Origin of the sequence: Shewanella sp. GXUN23E (assembly GCF_050865035.1) — a bacterium.
Taxonomy (GTDB): Bacteria; Pseudomonadota; Gammaproteobacteria; order Enterobacterales; family Shewanellaceae; genus Shewanella.
The window spans coordinates 218,237-235,774 of sequence record NZ_JBOZWP010000003.1; the positions used below are offsets into that span (position 1 = coordinate 218,237).

General features: G+C 57.1%; 16 protein-coding genes. 12 read left to right on the top strand and 4 right to left on the bottom strand.

Annotated features, from left to right (window positions below; all coding sequences use genetic code 11):
- The first annotated feature begins 10 nt into the window (after positions 1-10).
- The 9 genes from fliS to ACRRUX_RS04800 are packed head-to-tail and all read left to right on the top strand — an operon-like array spanning position 11 to position 6,017.
- The gene (gene fliS / locus ACRRUX_RS04760) at positions 11-391 is read left to right on the top strand and encodes a flagellar export chaperone FliS (RefSeq protein WP_432527855.1); all 381 of its coding nucleotides are present in this window, start codon (positions 11-13) and stop codon (positions 389-391) included.
- An 8-nt stretch (positions 392-399) separates the two neighbouring features.
- Complete coding sequence (locus ACRRUX_RS04765; RefSeq protein WP_432527700.1) at positions 400-891, top strand: hypothetical protein; 492 nt, start codon at positions 400-402, stop codon at positions 889-891.
- Positions 881-2,239: a flagellar hook-length control protein FliK gene (locus ACRRUX_RS04770; RefSeq protein ID WP_432527702.1), complete on the top strand. Its 1,359-nt coding sequence runs from the start codon at positions 881-883 to the stop codon at positions 2,237-2,239. The genes ACRRUX_RS04765 and ACRRUX_RS04770 overlap by 11 nt, the downstream gene beginning before the upstream one ends.
- 14 nt (positions 2,240-2,253) lie before the next feature.
- Positions 2,254-2,700: a flagellar basal body-associated FliL family protein gene (locus ACRRUX_RS04775; RefSeq protein WP_432527704.1), complete on the top strand. Its 447-nt coding sequence runs from the start codon at positions 2,254-2,256 to the stop codon at positions 2,698-2,700.
- An 8-nt stretch (positions 2,701-2,708) separates the two neighbouring features.
- The gene (locus ACRRUX_RS04780; protein WP_432527706.1) at positions 2,709-3,428 is read left to right on the top strand and encodes an RNA polymerase sigma factor FliA; all 720 of its coding nucleotides are present in this window, start codon (positions 2,709-2,711) and stop codon (positions 3,426-3,428) included.
- Between the two features lie 19 nt (positions 3,429-3,447).
- Entirely contained in the window at positions 3,448-4,302 is an 855-nt protein-coding gene (gene motA, locus ACRRUX_RS04785; protein ID WP_432527708.1) for a flagellar motor stator protein MotA, read from the top strand.
- Complete coding sequence (locus ACRRUX_RS04790; protein ID WP_432527710.1) at positions 4,302-5,294, top strand: flagellar motor protein MotB; 993 nt, start codon at positions 4,302-4,304, stop codon at positions 5,292-5,294. The genes motA and ACRRUX_RS04790 overlap by 1 nt, the downstream gene beginning before the upstream one ends.
- Position 5,295: 1 nt before the next feature.
- Positions 5,296-5,727 (top strand): PilZ domain-containing protein, encoded by a 432-nt coding sequence (locus tag ACRRUX_RS04795; RefSeq protein WP_432527712.1) that lies wholly within the window; start codon positions 5,296-5,298, stop codon positions 5,725-5,727.
- A 5-nt stretch (positions 5,728-5,732) separates the two neighbouring features.
- Complete coding sequence (locus ACRRUX_RS04800) at positions 5,733-6,017, top strand: hypothetical protein (protein WP_432527714.1); 285 nt, start codon at positions 5,733-5,735, stop codon at positions 6,015-6,017.
- Between the two features lie 33 nt (positions 6,018-6,050).
- On the opposite strand, the gene ACRRUX_RS04805 is transcribed toward ACRRUX_RS04800, so the two are convergent.
- Positions 6,051-8,492 carry a putative bifunctional diguanylate cyclase/phosphodiesterase gene (locus ACRRUX_RS04805; RefSeq protein ID WP_432527716.1) on the bottom strand — a complete coding sequence of 814 codons (2,442 nt, stop codon included), beginning with the start codon at positions 8,490-8,492 and terminating at the stop codon, positions 6,051-6,053.
- A gap of 205 nt (positions 8,493-8,697) precedes the next feature.
- On the opposite strand from ACRRUX_RS04805, the gene ACRRUX_RS04810 reads away from it, so the two are divergent.
- Complete coding sequence (locus ACRRUX_RS04810; protein WP_432527718.1) at positions 8,698-9,987, top strand: mechanosensitive ion channel family protein; 1,290 nt, start codon at positions 8,698-8,700, stop codon at positions 9,985-9,987.
- A gap of 148 nt (positions 9,988-10,135) precedes the next feature.
- Positions 10,136-11,233 (top strand): hypothetical protein, encoded by a 1,098-nt coding sequence (locus ACRRUX_RS04815; RefSeq protein ID WP_432527720.1) that lies wholly within the window; start codon positions 10,136-10,138, stop codon positions 11,231-11,233.
- A gap of 324 nt (positions 11,234-11,557) precedes the next feature.
- Here the strand turns inward: ACRRUX_RS04815 and hutH are convergent, their stop codons facing one another.
- From hutH to hutC, 3 genes are all read right to left on the bottom strand, one after another.
- Positions 11,558-13,090 carry a histidine ammonia-lyase gene (gene hutH, locus ACRRUX_RS04820; protein ID WP_432527722.1) on the bottom strand — a complete coding sequence of 511 codons (1,533 nt, stop codon included), beginning with the start codon at positions 13,088-13,090 and terminating at the stop codon, positions 11,558-11,560.
- A gap of 2 nt (positions 13,091-13,092) precedes the next feature.
- Complete coding sequence (gene hutU, locus ACRRUX_RS04825; RefSeq protein WP_432527724.1) at positions 13,093-14,772, bottom strand: urocanate hydratase; 1,680 nt, start codon at positions 14,770-14,772, stop codon at positions 13,093-13,095.
- A gap of 284 nt (positions 14,773-15,056) precedes the next feature.
- Positions 15,057-15,773, bottom strand: a complete 717-nt coding sequence (gene hutC / locus ACRRUX_RS04830; RefSeq protein WP_432527726.1) for a histidine utilization repressor — start codon at positions 15,771-15,773, stop codon at positions 15,057-15,059.
- 231 nt (positions 15,774-16,004) lie between these two features.
- Here hutC and hutI point away from each other — a divergent pair, with 231 nt between their 5' ends.
- Positions 16,005-17,231, top strand: coding sequence for an imidazolonepropionase (hutI, locus tag ACRRUX_RS04835; RefSeq protein WP_432527857.1), 1,227 nt, complete (start codon positions 16,005-16,007; stop codon positions 17,229-17,231).
- Positions 17,232-17,538 lie beyond the last annotated feature (307 nt).

The following is a 17,538-nucleotide window of genomic DNA, read 5'->3' on the forward strand; positions in this document are numbered from 1 at the left end:
ATCGCCCATGATGCTAAATGAACAAGATCCTTTCAGCGGTTACCGCCAGGCCAGTCTCGAGGCCAGAGCGGCATCGGCCAATCCCCATGAAATGGTGCGCATGCTGCTGGAAGGCCTGCAGGAAGAACTGGCCCGCGCCGCCGGCCATATGCAGCGCAAGGCCTATGAAGACAAAGGCAAGAGCATCAACAAGTGCCTGAACATAGTGCACGGGCTGGACGCCATGCTGGACATGGATAATGGTGGCGAAGTCGCCGCCAACCTCAATCGTCTGTACGACTACTGCAGCCGCCAGCTGGTCAGCGCCAGTGTCGACAACGATCCGGCCGGACTCAAGCCGGTGGTGGACGTCATCAACCTGATCCAGGAAGGCTGGGCAAACCTGAACTGAGGCACGGCATGACTTCCCCATCAAACAAACACGCGCCCAAGGGTGCAGAAGTGCGTTACTGGCAGCAATTCCAGCAGGCGCTGGTGCGTCACGCCGACAAAGGCGATCTGGATGCGCTGCGGGCGGTGAATCGCAAGCTGGTCAATGCGCTGATCCAGCGCGGCGCACCGCAAAGCCATGCCGAGCTGGTGGCCCGACAGGAGCTGGCGCAGTGCCATCAGGCAATTATCCAGCGGCTTAAACAGGATAAGGATGAGCTCGCCCGCAGCATGCAGGCGTTTCGCGCCAATCAGGACGGGCTGGCCGCCTATGAGCTGACAGCCCTCAGCTCAGTACCAATCCTGAGCTCGAAAGCAGCCCTGAGCCTGGAAACAGCCCTGAGCGCAGGCGCAAGCCAGAAAGTTGCCCTGAGCACTGGCACGAGCACAGCCGCAGAGCCTGCTCAGCAACCGGCATCTGCCCCTCATCAGCAAGGATACCCTTCCCCCTATGGCGATTGATTTATTGTTGAGTCCGCAGGCATCAGCCAGACAGGCGCTCTCAGTCAAACCGGCGCTGGATAGTGCCGGTGGCCGGGAGGACAGTTTCAGCCTGCCAGACACTCAGGCCTCAACTCAGACCTCAGAAACTCGCAAGAGTCAGGTGCAAAGCGCTGACGGCCAGCCCTCCCGCCCGGCAGAGACCGAAGAGGCCAACGACACTGCTGATGCGCATCAAAGTGCACACAGCGTGGCAACTGACGACTCTGGTACGCCAACTGGCGCGCTGGCAGATGGACGGTCAGGTTTGCAGGCAGATATTGACCCGCAATCTGCGACTCAGGGAGCACTGACGCCGGAGCGATTGCTGCCACCCTTTGGTCGGACTATGCCGCAGGGCGCCATTGCAGACACAGCAGCCTCATTGAGTTTCGCACAGATGAGCGGGGCACCGTCAGGTACAGCAGTAACCAGCGCCGCCGGCGCTGTGACCACGACCAACGGCATGGCAATGCTGAGTGGCAAACTGCCAACAGCCGCAGGATCAGTCACTGCGGCACATTCCGGCTCGCAGGCAAGCGCACTGGCGGCATCCGGAGTGATGAGTGCTCAGCCATCGGCCACAAGCCAGTCCGCTACAGGGCAATCGATTGGCTCAGGACTGTTTCCGGGCTCAGGGCTGTCGATAAGCTCAGGGCTGCCTTTTGGCTCAGAACAATTCAGCAGCTCAGGGCTGTCGACCAGCCCGGCAACCTCCAGTCTGCCCTCGGGCGACGGTCTGCCCGGCATGTCTCAGCTGGGCGGCACACTGATGCGCTCAGCGGCCGATACGGCGCCAGCCAATGCGCTGTCGCAGGCTATGGCCAGCGCATCGTCAGTGGATGGCACGGCGACAGACGCCACAGCCCGTCCGCCAATCAGCCAGTGGGGCCCCTTGCCGCTGACCGCCGCAGCCGCGGCGCCCCAGCACGCCAGAGAGTTACTGCCGCCGCTGCGGGATCAGCTGAGATTCCAGCTGGATCAGCGCATCCAGCACGCCGAGCTGCGCCTCGACCCACCGGATATGGGCAAAATCGACCTGAATATCCGTCTCGATGGCGATCGCCTGCACATTCAAATGCATGCTGCCAACAACCAGATCCGCGATGCGCTGCAAAGTGGCCTCGATCGCCTGCGTGCCGAACTGGCGCAGGATCATCAGGGCGATATTCAGCTGGATATCGGCCAGGGCGAACAGCAGGGTCAGCAGCATGCCAGCGGGCGACAGGACAGCCGTCTGGCCTCAGCCACTGTGGCCGACGCTACCACTGAAGCGCCCCATTCAGGTTTGTCGCCCCATGCGGATGGCGGCCTCAACCTGCTCGCCTGACCTCAGGAGAACCTATGTCATTTATCAAAAAGCACGCTAAAACCGCCGTTATCGCCCTGACCTGCTCGGGTGCCGCCTTTTATCTGGGCTGGCAGTCACCGCAGCTGCTGGGTGAACGTTTCGAGCACCCCAAGGCGGCCACTGCAGCCGCCAATTTCTATCCGCTGGAGCGTTTCATTATTTCCGTCCCCGGCGAGGAGTATCAGCACTATGTGCTGCTGGAGCTGGCACTGAAATCCTCCAGCGCCAACGCCAAGCATCTGCTGAGTCAGGCCGACCCGCTGGTGCGCAATTCGCTGATGAAGATGTTTGCCGGAAAGCAGGTGCAGGAGCTGAATCAGCCCGACAACCTGGAGCAGCTGCAAACAGAAGCCAAAGGCCTGTTGACTCAGGTACTTAAAGAGAACCAGTTCGCGGTGCAGATCGACGACGTGCTGTTTACCCGGCTGGTGATTCAATAGGAGAAACTATGGTGAACGCGGAACAACTGGCCTATCAGGAGCCATTGGCGCACTCAGCCAAACGCCTGAGCGAAGCCCAGCTGATGACTCAGTACCTGCCATTGGTGAAACGCTGTGTATCGTCATTGCGCAGCCACTGCGGCCCCATGATGGAACCCGAGGACATGGAGCAAATCGCCATGATGGCATTGCTGGAAGCCGGTCGCCGTTATCCCGGTGACTATGATCCCGGATTTATTTCCTTCGCCGGTCAGCGTATCCGCGGCGCCATTCTCGATGAACTCAGACGCCAGGACTGGCGTCCGCGGCCGGTGCGCCAGCAGGCCCACGAACTCAATGACACAGTGCGCCAGTTGACCCGCGAACTGGGGCGGCCACCGTCGGATACCGAAGTGGCCGGTGCCCTGTCACTGTCGCCCGAGAACTATCGGCAGCGCCTGTTTGCCATTCAGGCCGAGTCCATGGCCAGCCTGGATGATCTGCTGGCCATCGGCTGTGAGCCGGGTCAGGACGAAGGGGAAATTGACCGCTTTCAACGTCATAAGACGCTGGAAGCCGCTATCCGCAAATTGTCCAAAAGAGATCAGGTGATCCTGTCGCTTTATTATCAACATGAACTGAATTTAAAAGAGATTGCCGCCACCCTGGGGCTAACCGAAACCCGTATCTGCCAGCTGCACAAAGCAGCCGTCAAACAGCTTAACGGGCTCTATCAGGAGTGGCGCTGACTCCAACAGGTGACAGCAGATGAATAAATTTGTGGGACTGATCGTGATTATCCTGTCCGTGTTCGGCGGCTATGTATGGGCCGGTGGACTGCTGGGCGCACTGTGGCAACCTGCTGAAATATTGATTATTTTCGGTGCGGCCGTGGGCGCATTGGTAATCGCGACCCCCAAACCGGTACTTCTGGATATGCTCAGCCAGTGCCGCAATCTGTCGAGCGAGCAGGAAGACCCTGAACTCTATCCCCAGCTGTTCGGCCTGATGAGCATGCTGATGACCCAGATCCAGTCACAGGGGCTCAAGGTGCTGGATGCCCACATTGAAAATCCCAATGAAAGCTCGCTGTTTCTGATGTATCCCACAGTGCTGGAGCACCCTCAGGTGCTGCAGTTCCTCATCGACAACCTCAGATTGCAATCCATAGGCAAAATCTCCGCCCATGATCTGGAAACCATTCTGGAGGAGGAGATCCACCGCATCGAACATGACGCCCTGCGGCCTTCGGAAGCCATTGCCAAAATCGCTGAGGCAATGCCGGGCTTCGGTATTCTGGCAGCAGTGATGGGCATCATCATCACCATGTCCAATATCGATGGTCCCATCACCCTGATTGGCGTCAAGGTAGCCGCTGCACTGGTGGGCACTTTTATCGGTATTTTTGCCTGCTACTGCCTGTTCGATCCGCTGGCCAAAGCGCTGGAGCATCAGGTGGAGCGGGATGTGACCCGGCTGCGCTGTATCGCCGCCATGCTGTCGACCTTTGCCAAGGGCAAACCGCCGATGCAGGCCATTGATGCCGGCCGTAAACAGATCCAACTGGAAAACCGCCCCAGCTTTATTGAACTGGAGCAGATGCTGATGGAGCAGCGTTTCTGATGGCCGTACCAAGCGATCCCCTGATTATCCGCAAGCGCCCCAGAGGCACCAAACAAGGCGCCCACGGCGGTGCCTGGAAAGTGGCCTTCGCCGATTTCACCCTGGCCATGATGGCGCTGTTTATGGTGCTGTGGATCATTCAGGTGGCGGATCAGAAAGAGCGGGAAATGGTGGTGCAGTACATCAATGGCGACCTGTTTGCCGCCGGTGAGATGAACCCGTTCGACATCAGCAACAGTCCATCGCTGATTGATCTGCAGGGCAATATGCAGGTGCAGCCGGGCGCGATACCCACCCACCACGCAGGCACAGACAAAGCCGGTGCGTCACTGCATGTGCGGGTTCCTGAGGGTGAAAAACAGACCAAGGCGGGCCTTGGCCCCAAACTCAATTCACTGGTACCCGGCGAGTTTGCCACTCAGGCCCAGCTGGAGCTGCTGGCGCGCGAGCTGGATCAGGTAATCGAATCGGCGCAGATGGGCGCCAACGTGGCACTGCAGGTTGTGCCTCAGGGCATACGCATTCTCATTCACGACAGCGATAAACAGGCCATGTTCAAACTGGGGCAGGCACAGATGCAGCCCTATTTTGAAGATCTGTTGATGGCGCTGGCACCGCTGCTGGGTAAGGTGAAAAACGGCCTGACTATCTCAGGCCACACAGATGCGCTGCCCTATGTAGGCCGCAGCTATACCAACTGGGAACTGTCCAGCGACCGTGCGCTGATCGCCCGCCAGACCCTGGAGTACAGCGGCGTCGCCCCGGCTCAGCTGCTGCAGGTGACCGGCATGGCGGCGCGGATGCCGCTGATCCCCCAAGACCCTTACCACGCCAAAAATCGCCGTATTGAAATTATGGTGCTGACCCGGGAGGCCGCCGAGGAACTCACCGGTCTGCTGACCGGCCAGATGCTGCCCAAAGCCCACCAGGCAGCCCAGATGAATCAACCCAAAGCCAGATACCCGGGCGCGACCTCGGTGCTGGAGCAATAGGATGAGCAGCAAAGACCGGCAGGATCCGCGACGGGCACATCCGAGGATCAGCCTGCGCCTGAGTAAAGACGCCGATCTGCTGCTGGCCTGTGATGGCGTCACTGTCAGCCTCGAGCATCCCCAGTGGTGGAAGCCGGGACGCATTGGCGTGGCCAATATCAAGGACATCAGCCGCGGTGGTGTAGGCCTTATCAGCAGCAGCCGGCTGACTGCCGGCCAACAGTTGCAGCTGAAAATGGATGACATCAGCCTGCCGGTGATTATCACCCATGGCCGCAACGTGCAGGGGCCGCTGAATTTTTACGGTGCCTGCTATCAGGATGTCAGTGATGAGCTGTTGCTCAAAGCAATGAAGTGGGTACGGGCCAAGAAGCGTCTGTACCGTTTTCCCAGAGAGAAGGGAATGAGCTGTTTGTTCATGGATGAAGGATAAATATTATGACCAGTACGTTTAATCGAAGAGGCCCTGACGGCCCGCAAAAAGTCTTTCTGTACCTTATCCTGCTGGGTTGGCTGATGCTGATCTGGCTGGCGCTCAATATCCATTCCATGAGCAGTCGTTACGGCATCATCAGCTCACTGTTGCTGCTGTTATTCAATCTGCTGCTGGTGGCGATTTGCTATCGCCGCGCCCGCCGCACCGACGATGGCTATCTCATCTATCCGGTGGTGGGCTCATCCATCGGCAGTTATATGCTGATTGCCTGGTATTTTCTGGCCTGATATTCAGCCCTGAGGTGCCGGGCACTGGCCTGCTTACACCACCAGTCTGTGCTGTTGCCGGATATAGTCGATAAAGTCGGCTTCCGGCAGTGGCTTGCTGAACAGATATCCCTGGAAGCAGTCGCACCCCAGCGACTGCAGATACCTCAGTTGTGTCAGGGTCTCTACCCCTTCAGCCACCACTTCCAGATTCAATGAATGGGCCATGTCCACCACGGCTTTGACAATCGCATCGGAGGCGCAGTCATCACCGATTTTCTGCACAAACGAGGCATCGACCTTCAGCCGTGACAGTGGCAATGACTGCAGATAGCTGAGAGAGGAATAGCCGGTGCCGAAGTCATCGATGGCGATGTGCAGGCCATGGGCCTTGAGCGCCTTCATGCGTTCGCTGATGGCATCGACATTATTGAGCAGCGCATATTCGGTCACTTCCAGCTCCAGCGACGCCGATGTCACGCCAGAGCGCTGCATCAGCTCAAATAACTGGGGTGCAAACGAAGCCTGATTGAACTGACGGGCACTGACGTTGACCGCAATGGCCGGCACCGACAGCCGGATGTGCGCCATGCGGGTGACAAACCGGCATACCTCTTCCAGCACCCAGTTACCTATATCCAGAATGATGCCGGAGTTTTCTGCCACCGGAATAAAGTCCGCTGGCGAGATAAAGCCGCGCTCCGGGTGATACCAGCGCAGCAGGGTCTCGGCGCTGACCACTTCTCCCCGGGCATCCATGATGGGCTGGAACACCAGAGAGAATTGGTTGCGCTCAATGGCATATCTGAGCTCATTGTGCAGCCACAGACTGTCCAGCGCATTGTGCTCCATGGATTCGGTGTAAATACAGCTGTGATTGCGGCCATCCTGCTTGGCCTGATACATGGCGATATCCGCCCATTTGAGCAGGTTCTCTGGGGTATGACCGCCATTCTCGATAAGACAAATCCCCACACTGGCCGAAATGGTCAGTGGCTGGTGGTCCACCATAAAGGGGCGCGACATGATCTGACGGATCCCCCCGCCCATGGCCTGCGCACGGCGGGTGGCGCTTTCACCGTCCCGTCCCAGGCCATAGGCCAGAATGGCAAACTCATCGCCACCCAGGCGGGCCACCAGCGCATTGTTGGAGAAATATCCCGACAGCCGGTTGGCAACCTGAATCAGCAGACGGTCGCCGGTCTGGTGACCAAGGGCTTCGTTGATGGTTTTAAAGTTGTCCAGATCCAGCACAAACAGGGCGGCAATCCGCGGCTGCTGACTGGCCTGCTGCAGATAGCGCTCCAGCGCATCCATCATGGCACTGCGGTTCACCAGATGAGTGAGCGCATCATGATTGGCCTGATAGGCCATGGCCTCTTCGTTGCGAATACTCTCCGACACATCGGTGTGGGAACCGATAATACGCGTCGGATTGCCACGCATATCCCAGCTGACCTGCATGGCTCTGTCCAGCACCCAGACGAAATGACCATCACGGTGCTGCAGCCGGTGAATGTTTTCAAATTCGGGGATTTCACCGGCAATAAACTGATTCAGCTCCTTGAGCACCTGTTGCAGATCATCCGGGTGAACCCGTCCTGACCAGGTTTCGAAACAGGACTCCAGCTCATCCGGACGATAGCCCAGCATGCCTTTCCAGCGCTCGGACAGGTACACCTGACCGGTTTGAATATTCCAGTCCCAGATCCCATTGTGGGAACCGTCCACCGCAAACAGCCAGCGCTGCTCGCTGTCACTGAGACGCTCCTGCAGATTCTGCCGCTGCTGGCGATACCAGCCCATCTTCTTTTGCAGCAGTTTCATCTCCCGCGACGGACAGCCGCGCATGGTGCCATCAGCGGCAATGCTCTGCAGCGGCCTCACCACCGCGACATACAACAGTCCAAGCGACAGCAGGATCACCAGAATCGCCAGTACCGACAGCACATAAAACCGTTGTTTCAGCTCCTGATACTGGTGTTTGAAAATCGGGGTCATGTCGTACTGAACAAAAATAAGCTGCTGATTCTGTTTGTCATTATCAGCAAGTGATACCGGGTAGTAGGCCTGCAGCCGACTGCGTTTGGGGTCAAAGTCGAAGACTACTTCATGGTGACGCAGCGCCCGTTGATGATAGTCGTTGCGAAATCCGGCGATCATCTCACCGGCACTGGTACCTTCCCAAATCAGGTAGTTGGCATAGTCAATGCGGCCACCGGGACGCACCATCAGATAGGCAGTGAAGTTGGAGTCCAGCGTCAGCAAGGCCAGCTCCTGGCGAATGCGCTGACTGTCGGCACGGGACAGTGCGGTACGCAGAATATAGGACATACGCTGCAACTGCAGCTTCAGCCTGCTCTGAGTTTCCTCCCTGATCTGTTCTCGCTGCTGCAGCCCTTCGTAATGAAAGCCAACCCCCAGAGTCAGGGCTGCGACCAAACACAGGATCAGGGCCGCCAACACAAGCAGTGGCGGTCGGGAAAATATGCGCACCGGGTACCTATAATTATTTGAATATATATGCAGATTAAAGCGACAGAACAATGCTAACTGTTAACAGCTTTAATCGCAAAATGAAACTCGCATCAAATTATTTCAACACAGTAATGTGACAACAGGCCGGATTCTGTCAGACCGGTCGGCACCATTTCGGCATCGTGCTAGTCTATGGCCACTGTATGTTTTTGGAGAACCCATTTTGGACGAAAAACTCAGGCAGCATATTGCCGAGTGGTTGACGGCAATAGGTATAGATGCACAGCCCGCTGAGGGGATACCGACCCTGGTGATGATCATCGCCAGTCTGCTGGTGGCGTTAATCGCCTACATCATTGTACGAAGAGGCGTGATCCGCGCCATCAACATGGTGATCAAGCGTTCAAAAGCCACCTGGGATGACAGCTTCATGCACTTTAAGGTGCTGGAAAAGCTGGCATTGCTGGTACCGGCGCTGGTGATCAACCTGTTGGTCCCCATCGCCTTATCTGAACATGCCCTGCTCTCCAGCCTTATCGATCGGCTGCTCAGCGTCGCCATTGTCGTACTGATGATCCGCGCAGCCTACGCCTCGCTGGATGCCGCCAATGAAATCGCCGACCTCAATCTGGTCAGCCGGCGTATGCCCATCAAAAGCTTCGTGCAGCTGTGCAAGCTGTTCCTGTTCTTTGTCGGCATCATCCTGTGTATTTCGGTGCTGGCCAACCAGTCGCCGGTCATCTTCCTCTCCAGTTTGGGTGTGGCTACCGGTCTGGTGATGCTGGTCTTCCGCGATACCATTCTGGGCTTTGTGGCCGGTATTCAGCTGGCGGCCAACCGCATGGTGAGCCAGGGCGACTGGATCCAGATGGATAAATACGGTGCCAATGGTTCGATTGAAGAGATCTCCCTGACCACGGTCAAAGTGCGCAACTGGGACAACACTCTGACCATGATCCCCGCCTATGCGCTGGTGCAGGACGCCTTTAAAAACTGGCGCGGCATGTCTGAGTCCGGTGGCCGGCGTATTACCCGGGCGGTGAATATCGATGTGGATTCCATCCGTTTTCTGACCGTGGATGATATCGCCCGGCTGGAGCGGATCAATCTGCTCAAGGAGTATCTGGCAGGCAAGAAGAAAGAGCTGACTGAGTACAACCGCAGCATCGAGGCCGGTGAAGATCCGGTTAACGGCCGCTACCTGACCAATGTCGGCACCTTCCGCGCCTACCTCAAGCAGTACCTGATCAAGAGTGACAAGACCCGCAAGGACATGACATTACTGGTGCGTCAGCTGGAGCCTGGACCAACCGGTCTGCCCATTCAGGTGTATGTATTTACCAACGACACCCGCTGGGCATACTACGAAGATATTCAGGCCGATCTGTTCGACCATATCTATGCCATTTTGCCGGAATTTGGCCTGCGGCCATTCCAGAACCCCACAGGCGAGGATATGCGTAATATCAACTCCGTGGTAACGCCCCAGCTGATCAAGCCGGGCCTGGAGTAACCCCTTATGGTCATGGCTGTGCCAGCAGCCATGACCTGAGCTTTATGCCATTCTTCTGCCAATTCCCCCCAAAAGGCTGATTGCCCTTCATCCCCCTGCGCTGGCATCTTGCTGCTCATAGCTCACAAAAATACCAATAAGAGATGTTATGAGATACCTGCTGATCCTGCTGTTGCTGACAGGCCTGCCTGGCTGCAAGAGTACCGGTCCCGCCATTCCGGTTGCGGCGCAAACCAACCAGGCCAGGCTGGATGACACCTTCAAACCCCTCTCCCGCCACACGGCCAACTACTTCTTCGTGGAAAAAATTGATGGTGAAGCCGTTCTCAATGGTGCCGACCGGGCCTATTCGGCCAGCACAGGTCAGGGGCGACTGGTACTGGAGAGTATGTCCAGACCACTTCAGGCCGACAGGACTTATCTCATTACACTAAAAGGAAAAACCCAGCACAGCTCGTCACTGATTGCACTGGCTTCGGGGATTAACACTGTGACCGGCGAAGTGGAATTTACACCACAATCCAATGGCTTCTATAGAGTCACGGGCGGGCTCAGCGAAGACAAAGGCACAATCTGGATTGAAGATCTGCAGGGCAACAGGGTCAGTGCCCTGGTTGAAAGAGTGGCTGAGCAGACCCAGATCGACAGCCAGCTTCCCCCATCCCAAACCGTGCAGGACAAGGCCGAACTGTTTAAAGGTGTCAAACCCGGCGAATCGGTTCAATCCGTGATTCACAGACTCGGCCCGCCGGATGAGACCCAGATAATAGAGGGCAGTTTTTGGGCGGCCAAGCGGGCGCTGGTCAAACATAGTTACACTCAATACGGCAGTATCACCTACATGACCGCCGGTATTAATGGCAAGGAGCCAATCTCAGTGGTGGAGGTGACAGTCGCCATGCAAGCTCCTGAGGATATCGACGCCCTCAAAGCCTCAATGGCCACCGCCAGCGCGCAGCAGTTAAGGCAAACGGCGCAGCGCTATGCCAACAATCCGGGTACCACCAGCAGCGTACTGGATATCTTCGCCCAGAAAATCTGGGATGAACGCAATACTCAGGACAGCACCATGCTGGATGCCATTTCCTGGATGTGTACTGCCATTGGCAGCAGCCGTAATGGCCGTTATCGTCAGGCCCTTGAGGAGATCAGCGGCAATACCGCCGCCAACAAGCTGAAAAAATATGCCGATAAGGCGCTGTCCAAACTGGGCAAGGGTGGCACCCAGTTCCAGTTAAATAAGTAATACCAATTTCATTTAATAGTTGATTTGTTTCAGCGGGAGTTCAATGCGCTTGAGACAAGGCGAGTCGGCGAAGTCATAGTGGTGCTATGTCAAGACGGCTCAACGCAGTATCAAGCGCATTGAAACCCGCACTAAGTGAGCGTGTCAGGCTTCCTGCTTCTGTGTTGCATTGCTCTCAAAGGGAGCCACCCTTAGTCAATCAATGCGCCTTGAATCAGAATCCCTGACACGCTCTGAATTGATCAAACTATTAATGAAGTTGGTATAAAACCCATATCAAAAAATAAACCCGGCCTTGGCCGGGTTTATGCTGATTAATACCCTTTAAAAGCTGGGCATCATGCCTGCAGGCAGGTAGCGGTTGTAGGAAGCGCTGTACAACAGGTCAGTGGCGTTCTCTATGTCAGGGCCGAAGTATCTGTCCTTGTCATAGTAGGCCACCAGTTCGCGAAGCTCAGCCTTGGCCGCCGCCACCGCCTCGCTTGGCTTGAGCGGCGCACGGAAATCCAGCCCCTGAGCGGCCGCCAGCAGTTCAATCGCCAGCACGCCGCGGGTGTTCTCGGCCATATCCCGCAGGCGGCGGGCAGCAAAGGTGGCCATGGAAACATGGTCTTCCTGGTTGGCCGAGGTTGGCAGACTGTCTACCGAAGCCGGATGGGCATAGGTCTTGTTTTCCGAGGCCAGTGCTGCGGCCGTCACCTGAGCGATCATAAAGCCTGAGTTCACCCCGCCGTTTTGCACCAGAAATGGCGGCAGCTTGGACAGGTTGGAGTCAATCAGCAATGCAATGCGACGCTCGGCAATGGCCCCCAGCTCGGCAATGGCAATCGCCAGATTATCCGCCGCCATGGCCACCGGCTCGGCATGGAAGTTACCGCCCGAGATGATGTCGCCATTATCGGTAAACACCAGCGGGTTATCGGTGACGCCATTGGCCTCAACCCCCAACACCTCGGCGGCATGGCGGATTTGCGTCAGACAGGCGCCCATCACCTGCGGCTGGCAGCGCAGCGAGTATGGGTCCTGCACTTTTTCACAGTTGGCGTGGGCCAGGCTGATCTCAGACTCGTCACCCAGCAGATGACGGAACACGGCGGCTGAATCTATCTGGCCCTTCTGACCGCGCACCTCGTGAATGCGCGGGTCAAACGGGCTGCGGCTGCCCATGGCGGCTTCCACACTCATGGCACCAATCACGCTGCCGGCGGCAAACAGGTCTTCGGCGTGGAACAGACCTTCCAGCGCCAGCGCCGTGGAGGCCTGGGTGCCGTTGAGCAGGGCCAGCCCTTCCTTGGCCGCCAGCTCCAGCGGCTCAAGCCCGGCAATCTCCAGCCCCTCTTTGGCTGACAGAATTTGCCCTTTGTAGCTCATCTCGCCTTCGCCCAGCAGCGGCAGACACATGTGCGACAGTGGTGCCAAATCGCCGGACGCACCCACTGAGCCCTTTTCAGGCACGCAGGGATAAACTTCAGCGTTAAGCAGGCTCATGAGAAATTCAATCACCTGCAAACGGATGCCGGAAAAGCCCCGTGCCAGTGAATTGATCTTGAGAACCATCATCAGGCGCACTGTGGCGTCCTGCATATACTGGCCGGTACCGGCAGCATGGGACAGCACAATGGAGCGCTGCAGCAACTGCAGATCCTGTGGTGCAATTTTGGTGTTGGCCAGCAGCCCAAAGCCTGTGTTGATGCCGTAAACGGTGCGGCCCTCATCCAGCACCTGCTGCACAGTGGCGGCACTCTTGTGAATGCCTTCCAGCGCTTCATCGGCCAGCGAAACCTTTACCCCATGACGGCTGATATGGCGCAGCTGAGCCAGAGTCAGCTTGCCGGGATGGATAACTAAGTGCTGCATGATCAATTCCCCTCTCCGTTCAACATGGGCAGATCCAGCCCCTGCTCTCTGGCGCACTTTCTGGCAATGTCGTAACCAGCATCGGCATGACGCATCACCCCGGTAGCCGGGTCATTCCACAGCACACGGCCGACCCGCTTTGCAGCAGCATCACTGCCGTCACAGCAGATCACCACACCCGAGTGCTGGCTAAAGCCCATGCCTACGCCACCACCGTGGTGCAGGGAGACCCAGGTCGCGCCGCCTGCGGTATTGAGCAGGGCATTGAGCAGCGGCCAGTCGGAAACCGCATCTGAGCCATCCATCATGGACTCGGTTTCCCGGTTGGGGCTGGCGACAGAGCCGGAATCCAGATGGTCTCGACCAATCACCACAGGGGCGCTCAGCTCGCCATTTTTCACCATTTCGTTAAAGGCCAGTGCCAGACGTGCGCGGTCTTTCAGGCCCACCCAGCAGATACGGGCAGGCAGGCCCTGGAAGGCGATACGCTCGCGGGCCATATCCAGCCAGTTGTGCAGGTGTGGGTCATCGGGGATCAGCTCTTTCACCTTCTGATCTGTCTTGTAGATATCTTGCGGATCGCCGGACAGCGCCGCCCAGCGGAACGGGCCAATACCTTCGCAGAACAGCGGACGTATATAGGCAGGTACAAAGCCGGGGAAATCGAAGGCGTTTTCCACGCCCACTTCGAAGGCCATCTGACGGATATTGTTGCCATAATCCAGGGTCGCCGCGCCGCGCGCCTGCAGTGCCAGCATGGCTTTCACCTGCACCGCCATCGATGCTTTGGCCGCCTTAACCACGGCCGCTTCGTCCTGGGCGCGCATTGCCTTGGCCTGCTCCAGCGTCCAGCCCTGTGGCAGATAACCATTCAGCGGGTCGTGGGCAGAAGTCTGATCTGTGACCACATCCGGGGTGATGCCACGCTCAACCAGCTCGGCAAACACATCGGCGGCATTGCCAAGCAAACCGACAGACACAGGCTTGCCTTCGGCATCAGCCGCTTTCACCATGGCCAGCGCTTCATCCAGAGTGTGGGCTTTCTTGTCCACATAACGGGTACGCAGGCGGAAATCGATACGGGTTTCATCCACCTCACAGGCAATAACCGAGAAACCTGCCATGGTACCGGCCAGCGGCTGCGCGCCGCCCATGCCACCCAGACCACCGGTCAAAATCCAGCGGCCTTTGGCTACGCCACCAAAGTGCTTCTTGGCGACCGCCACAAAGGTCTCATAGGTGCCCTGCACTATCCCCTGGGTACCAATGTAGATCCAGCTGCCTGCGGTCATCTGGCCGTACATGGCCAGCCCCTGCTTATCCAGCTCGTTAAAGTGTTCCCAATTGGCCCAGTGCGGCACTAAGTTAGAGTTGGCGATCAGTACCCTTGGGGCATCCGCATGGGTTTTGAACACGCCCACCGGCTTGCCGGATTGCACCAGCAGGGTCTCGTCATCTTCCAGTCGCTTGAGCACTTCGATGATTTTGTCATAGCAGTCCCAGTCACGGGCGGCGCGGCCGATACCACCGTACACCACCAGATCTTCCGGGCGCTCGGCCACATCCGGGTGCAGGTTGTTCATCAGCATGCGCATAGCGGCTTCAGTCAGCCAGCTCTTGCAGCTGAGCTGAGTGCCGTGAGGCGCTAAAATCTTGCGGGTCGGGTCGTGTCTTTTGTCCATCTTTCCAACTCCCTCCTGGGGTCCTCTTTGGCCTGTCTGTGCAGGCTGTTTTACAGAGAAACGCTGATTGGGATCAGCTGTGCTTGTGTTTAACTTTGTGCTTCGGCAGCAGGTTTGCCGGCCTATCGCCCGGTTACTTACTTCGTTAACTCTGTACTTACCGGCCTGCTTCTTGCCGATTTGCCCGTCTATTGGTGTGCATTTACTTGTATAGCTACTTGTATAAGTGAGACCCTAAAAACCAGTACTGCTGCAGGTTCTGCCAACCCCCTGCAGCTCGGGCGTTACTCCTTGCCGTTTTTGAAGGTCAGGTGGCCGCCGACCCGAAAACGACTGCCCGGATGCACCAAACGGGCGAAGCTCACCACCCCCTGACGTGACCAGGTGCGGCGCAAAATCTGCAGACAGGGTTCATTGGCCTTGAGTCTGAGCTGTTCTTTCAACTGTTGCCCGGCGGGTATGGCTTCGATAATGTGGCGCGCCTCGGTCAGTGGCGCGACGGTAGACAAATATTCATGGGGAGTGATTTGGGTGAAATCCTGGCTCAGATAATCCGGGATCAATCTGGGATTGATAAAACGCTCTTCCAATTGCAGCGGCGTGCCCTGTTCGCAATGCAGCAGCACAGAGCGAAACACCCGCTCTCCCTCTTCCAGCCCCAGGGCAATGGCAATGGGCGCCATCGCTTTGATCTCTTCCAGCGCCAGTTGCTCAACACTATAACCATGGCCACGCTCTTTGATTTCATCGGCGATATTGCGAATGGCCAGCATGGAGGACTGGGATTTTATTGAGGCCACAAAAGTCCCCAGCCCCTGAGAGCGCTCCAGCACACCGGCCTCGACCAACTCAGTCAGCGCCCGGCGTGCCGTCATACGACTGCAGCAAAACTGCTCTGCCAGCTGATTCTCCGAGGGGACTTTGGCATGCTCCTGCCATTCTCCCGACTCGATCCGTGCGGTAATATGCTGTTTGATTTCAGTGAACTTTGCTGTGGCCATGACAATTTCCCTTGTTACTGGCTGACGCGCCCCGGACTTTTCCAGACCATTGAGCCTAGTTGCTGCGGCATGATCACCGAGGTCACACTGCAAGCAGGTGCATGCCACCTGACAGTCGCGGTCAAGGTTCAATCTGACTGAAAAATCAGCTACAATCGTAGCTTGTATATACAAGTAAATACAAGCTCGTTTACACCATTCACTATAGAGCAACATGGAGCAGCGCGGATGATGGACTGGGACCAGGTTTGGATCGATCTCAATATCGCCACAATGAACCCCGAAAATTCAGAGCCTTACGGAGTCATCCGCGATGGGGTCATGGCCGTTAAGGACGACAAAATTGTCTGGCTGGGCTGCCGCAGTGAACTGCCGGAATTTGATGTTTTGGCAACTCCGGTTTACAGAGGTAATGGCGGTTGGGTGACTCCCGGCTTGATTGACGCCCACACCCACCTGATCTTCGCCGGTAACCGCGCCAATGAATTTGAAATGCGCCTGGGTGGCGCCAGCTATGAAGAAATAGCCCGCGCCGGTGGCGGTATCCTCTCTACCGTCAAAGCCACCCGCGAAGCCTCTGAAGCTGAGCTGTTTGAGCTGGGCCGCAAACGCCTGAATGCGCTGGCCAAAGAAGGCGTGACTACGGTGGAAATCAAATCCGGCTATGGTCTGGAAACAGAAACCGAACTCAAGATGCTGCGGGTCGCCCGCGAATTGGGCAAACACCACCATGTGGATGTAAAAACCACCTTCCTTGGCGCCCACGCCATTCCCCCTGAATACAAAGACAAGTGCGAGGCCTATGTGGATTTGGTGGTCGATGAAATGCTGCCTGCGGTACTGGCAGAAAATCTGGCAGATGCTGTGGATGTATTCTGCGAAAACATCGCCTTCGATCTGCCCCAAACCCAGAAAATCCTGGCCGCCGCCAAGGCCAAAGGCCTGGATATCAAGCTGCACGCCGAGCAATTGTCCAATATGGGTGGCTCGGCACTGGCCGCCAGTCTGGGTGCCAAGTCGGTGGATCATATCGAGTATCTGGATGAGGCCGGGGTTAAGGCGATTGCTGAGAGCGGCACCTGCGCCACCCTGCTGCCCGGCGCCTTCTACTTCCTTAGGGAAACCAAGCTGCCGCCAATCGACCTGCTGCGCCAGCATAATGTCCCCATGGTGATCGCCAGCGATTACAACCCAGGCACCTCTCCTTTCTGCTCCACCCTGTTGATGCTGAATATGGGCTGCACCCTGTTCCGCTTAACCCCGGAGGAGGCGCTGGCTGGCGTGACCCGCAATGCCGCCAAAGCACTGGGTATCGAGTCCAAGGTAGGGGTTTTGAAGGAAGGCATGCAGGCCGACTTCTGCCTGTGGGATATTTCCAGTCCTGCGGAGCTGGCGTATTCCTATGGACGGAATCCACTGGTGCATGTGGTGAAGGATGGGAAGCTCATACATCAATGATGTTTCATCAAGTGATTTGTGGCAGCTCGGGAAAGCTGAGCTGCCATAGAGCATAGCCAAGCTGCGCTTGGCAGAACTGATTTAGCCCCTGCGGGGCTTCCGCTTGAAAGCGGGGAAGTCGTGGAGCTTCGCCCCACACCCGACCAAGAGGGGCTCAACAGCAAGTCCCTCTTGGATCTCCCCTGCCGCCCCAACGGAGCCTAAAACCCTTCGGTCTTATGAATGAAATTGCCTAGCGCTTCAGACGCTCGTCCTTGATTCGACTGAAGCTAGCTCGACATCCATGTATCGCTCACGCCATTTCATC

Bases quoted from the DNA above. Each gene is read 5' to 3' on its own strand.
- ACRRUX_RS04780 (WP_432527706.1), top strand. From the start codon at position 2,709: ATGGTGAACGCGGAACAACTGGCCTATCAGGAGCCATTGGCGCACTCA.
- hutH (WP_432527722.1), bottom strand. From the start codon at position 13,090: ATGCAGCACTTAGTTATCCATCCCGGCAAGCTGACTCTGGCTCAGCTG.
- ACRRUX_RS04765 (WP_432527700.1), top strand. From the start codon at position 400: ATGACTTCCCCATCAAACAAACACGCGCCCAAGGGTGCAGAAGTGCGT.
- ACRRUX_RS04770 (WP_432527702.1), top strand. From the start codon at position 881: ATGGCGATTGATTTATTGTTGAGTCCGCAGGCATCAGCCAGACAGGCG.
- ACRRUX_RS04775 (WP_432527704.1), top strand. From the start codon at position 2,254: ATGTCATTTATCAAAAAGCACGCTAAAACCGCCGTTATCGCCCTGACC.
- fliS (WP_432527855.1), top strand. From the start codon at position 11: ATGCTAAATGAACAAGATCCTTTCAGCGGTTACCGCCAGGCCAGTCTC.
- hutU (WP_432527724.1), bottom strand. From the start codon at position 14,772: ATGGACAAAAGACACGACCCGACCCGCAAGATTTTAGCGCCTCACGGC.
- ACRRUX_RS04795 (WP_432527712.1), top strand. From the start codon at position 5,296: ATGAGCAGCAAAGACCGGCAGGATCCGCGACGGGCACATCCGAGGATC.
- ACRRUX_RS04815 (WP_432527720.1), top strand. From the start codon at position 10,136: ATGAGATACCTGCTGATCCTGCTGTTGCTGACAGGCCTGCCTGGCTGC.
- ACRRUX_RS04790 (WP_432527710.1), top strand. From the start codon at position 4,302: ATGGCCGTACCAAGCGATCCCCTGATTATCCGCAAGCGCCCCAGAGGC.
- hutC (WP_432527726.1), bottom strand. From the start codon at position 15,773: ATGGCCACAGCAAAGTTCACTGAAATCAAACAGCATATTACCGCACGG.
- motA (WP_432527708.1), top strand. From the start codon at position 3,448: ATGAATAAATTTGTGGGACTGATCGTGATTATCCTGTCCGTGTTCGGC.
- hutI (WP_432527857.1), top strand. From the start codon at position 16,005: ATGGACTGGGACCAGGTTTGGATCGATCTCAATATCGCCACAATGAAC.
- ACRRUX_RS04800 (WP_432527714.1), top strand. From the start codon at position 5,733: ATGACCAGTACGTTTAATCGAAGAGGCCCTGACGGCCCGCAAAAAGTC.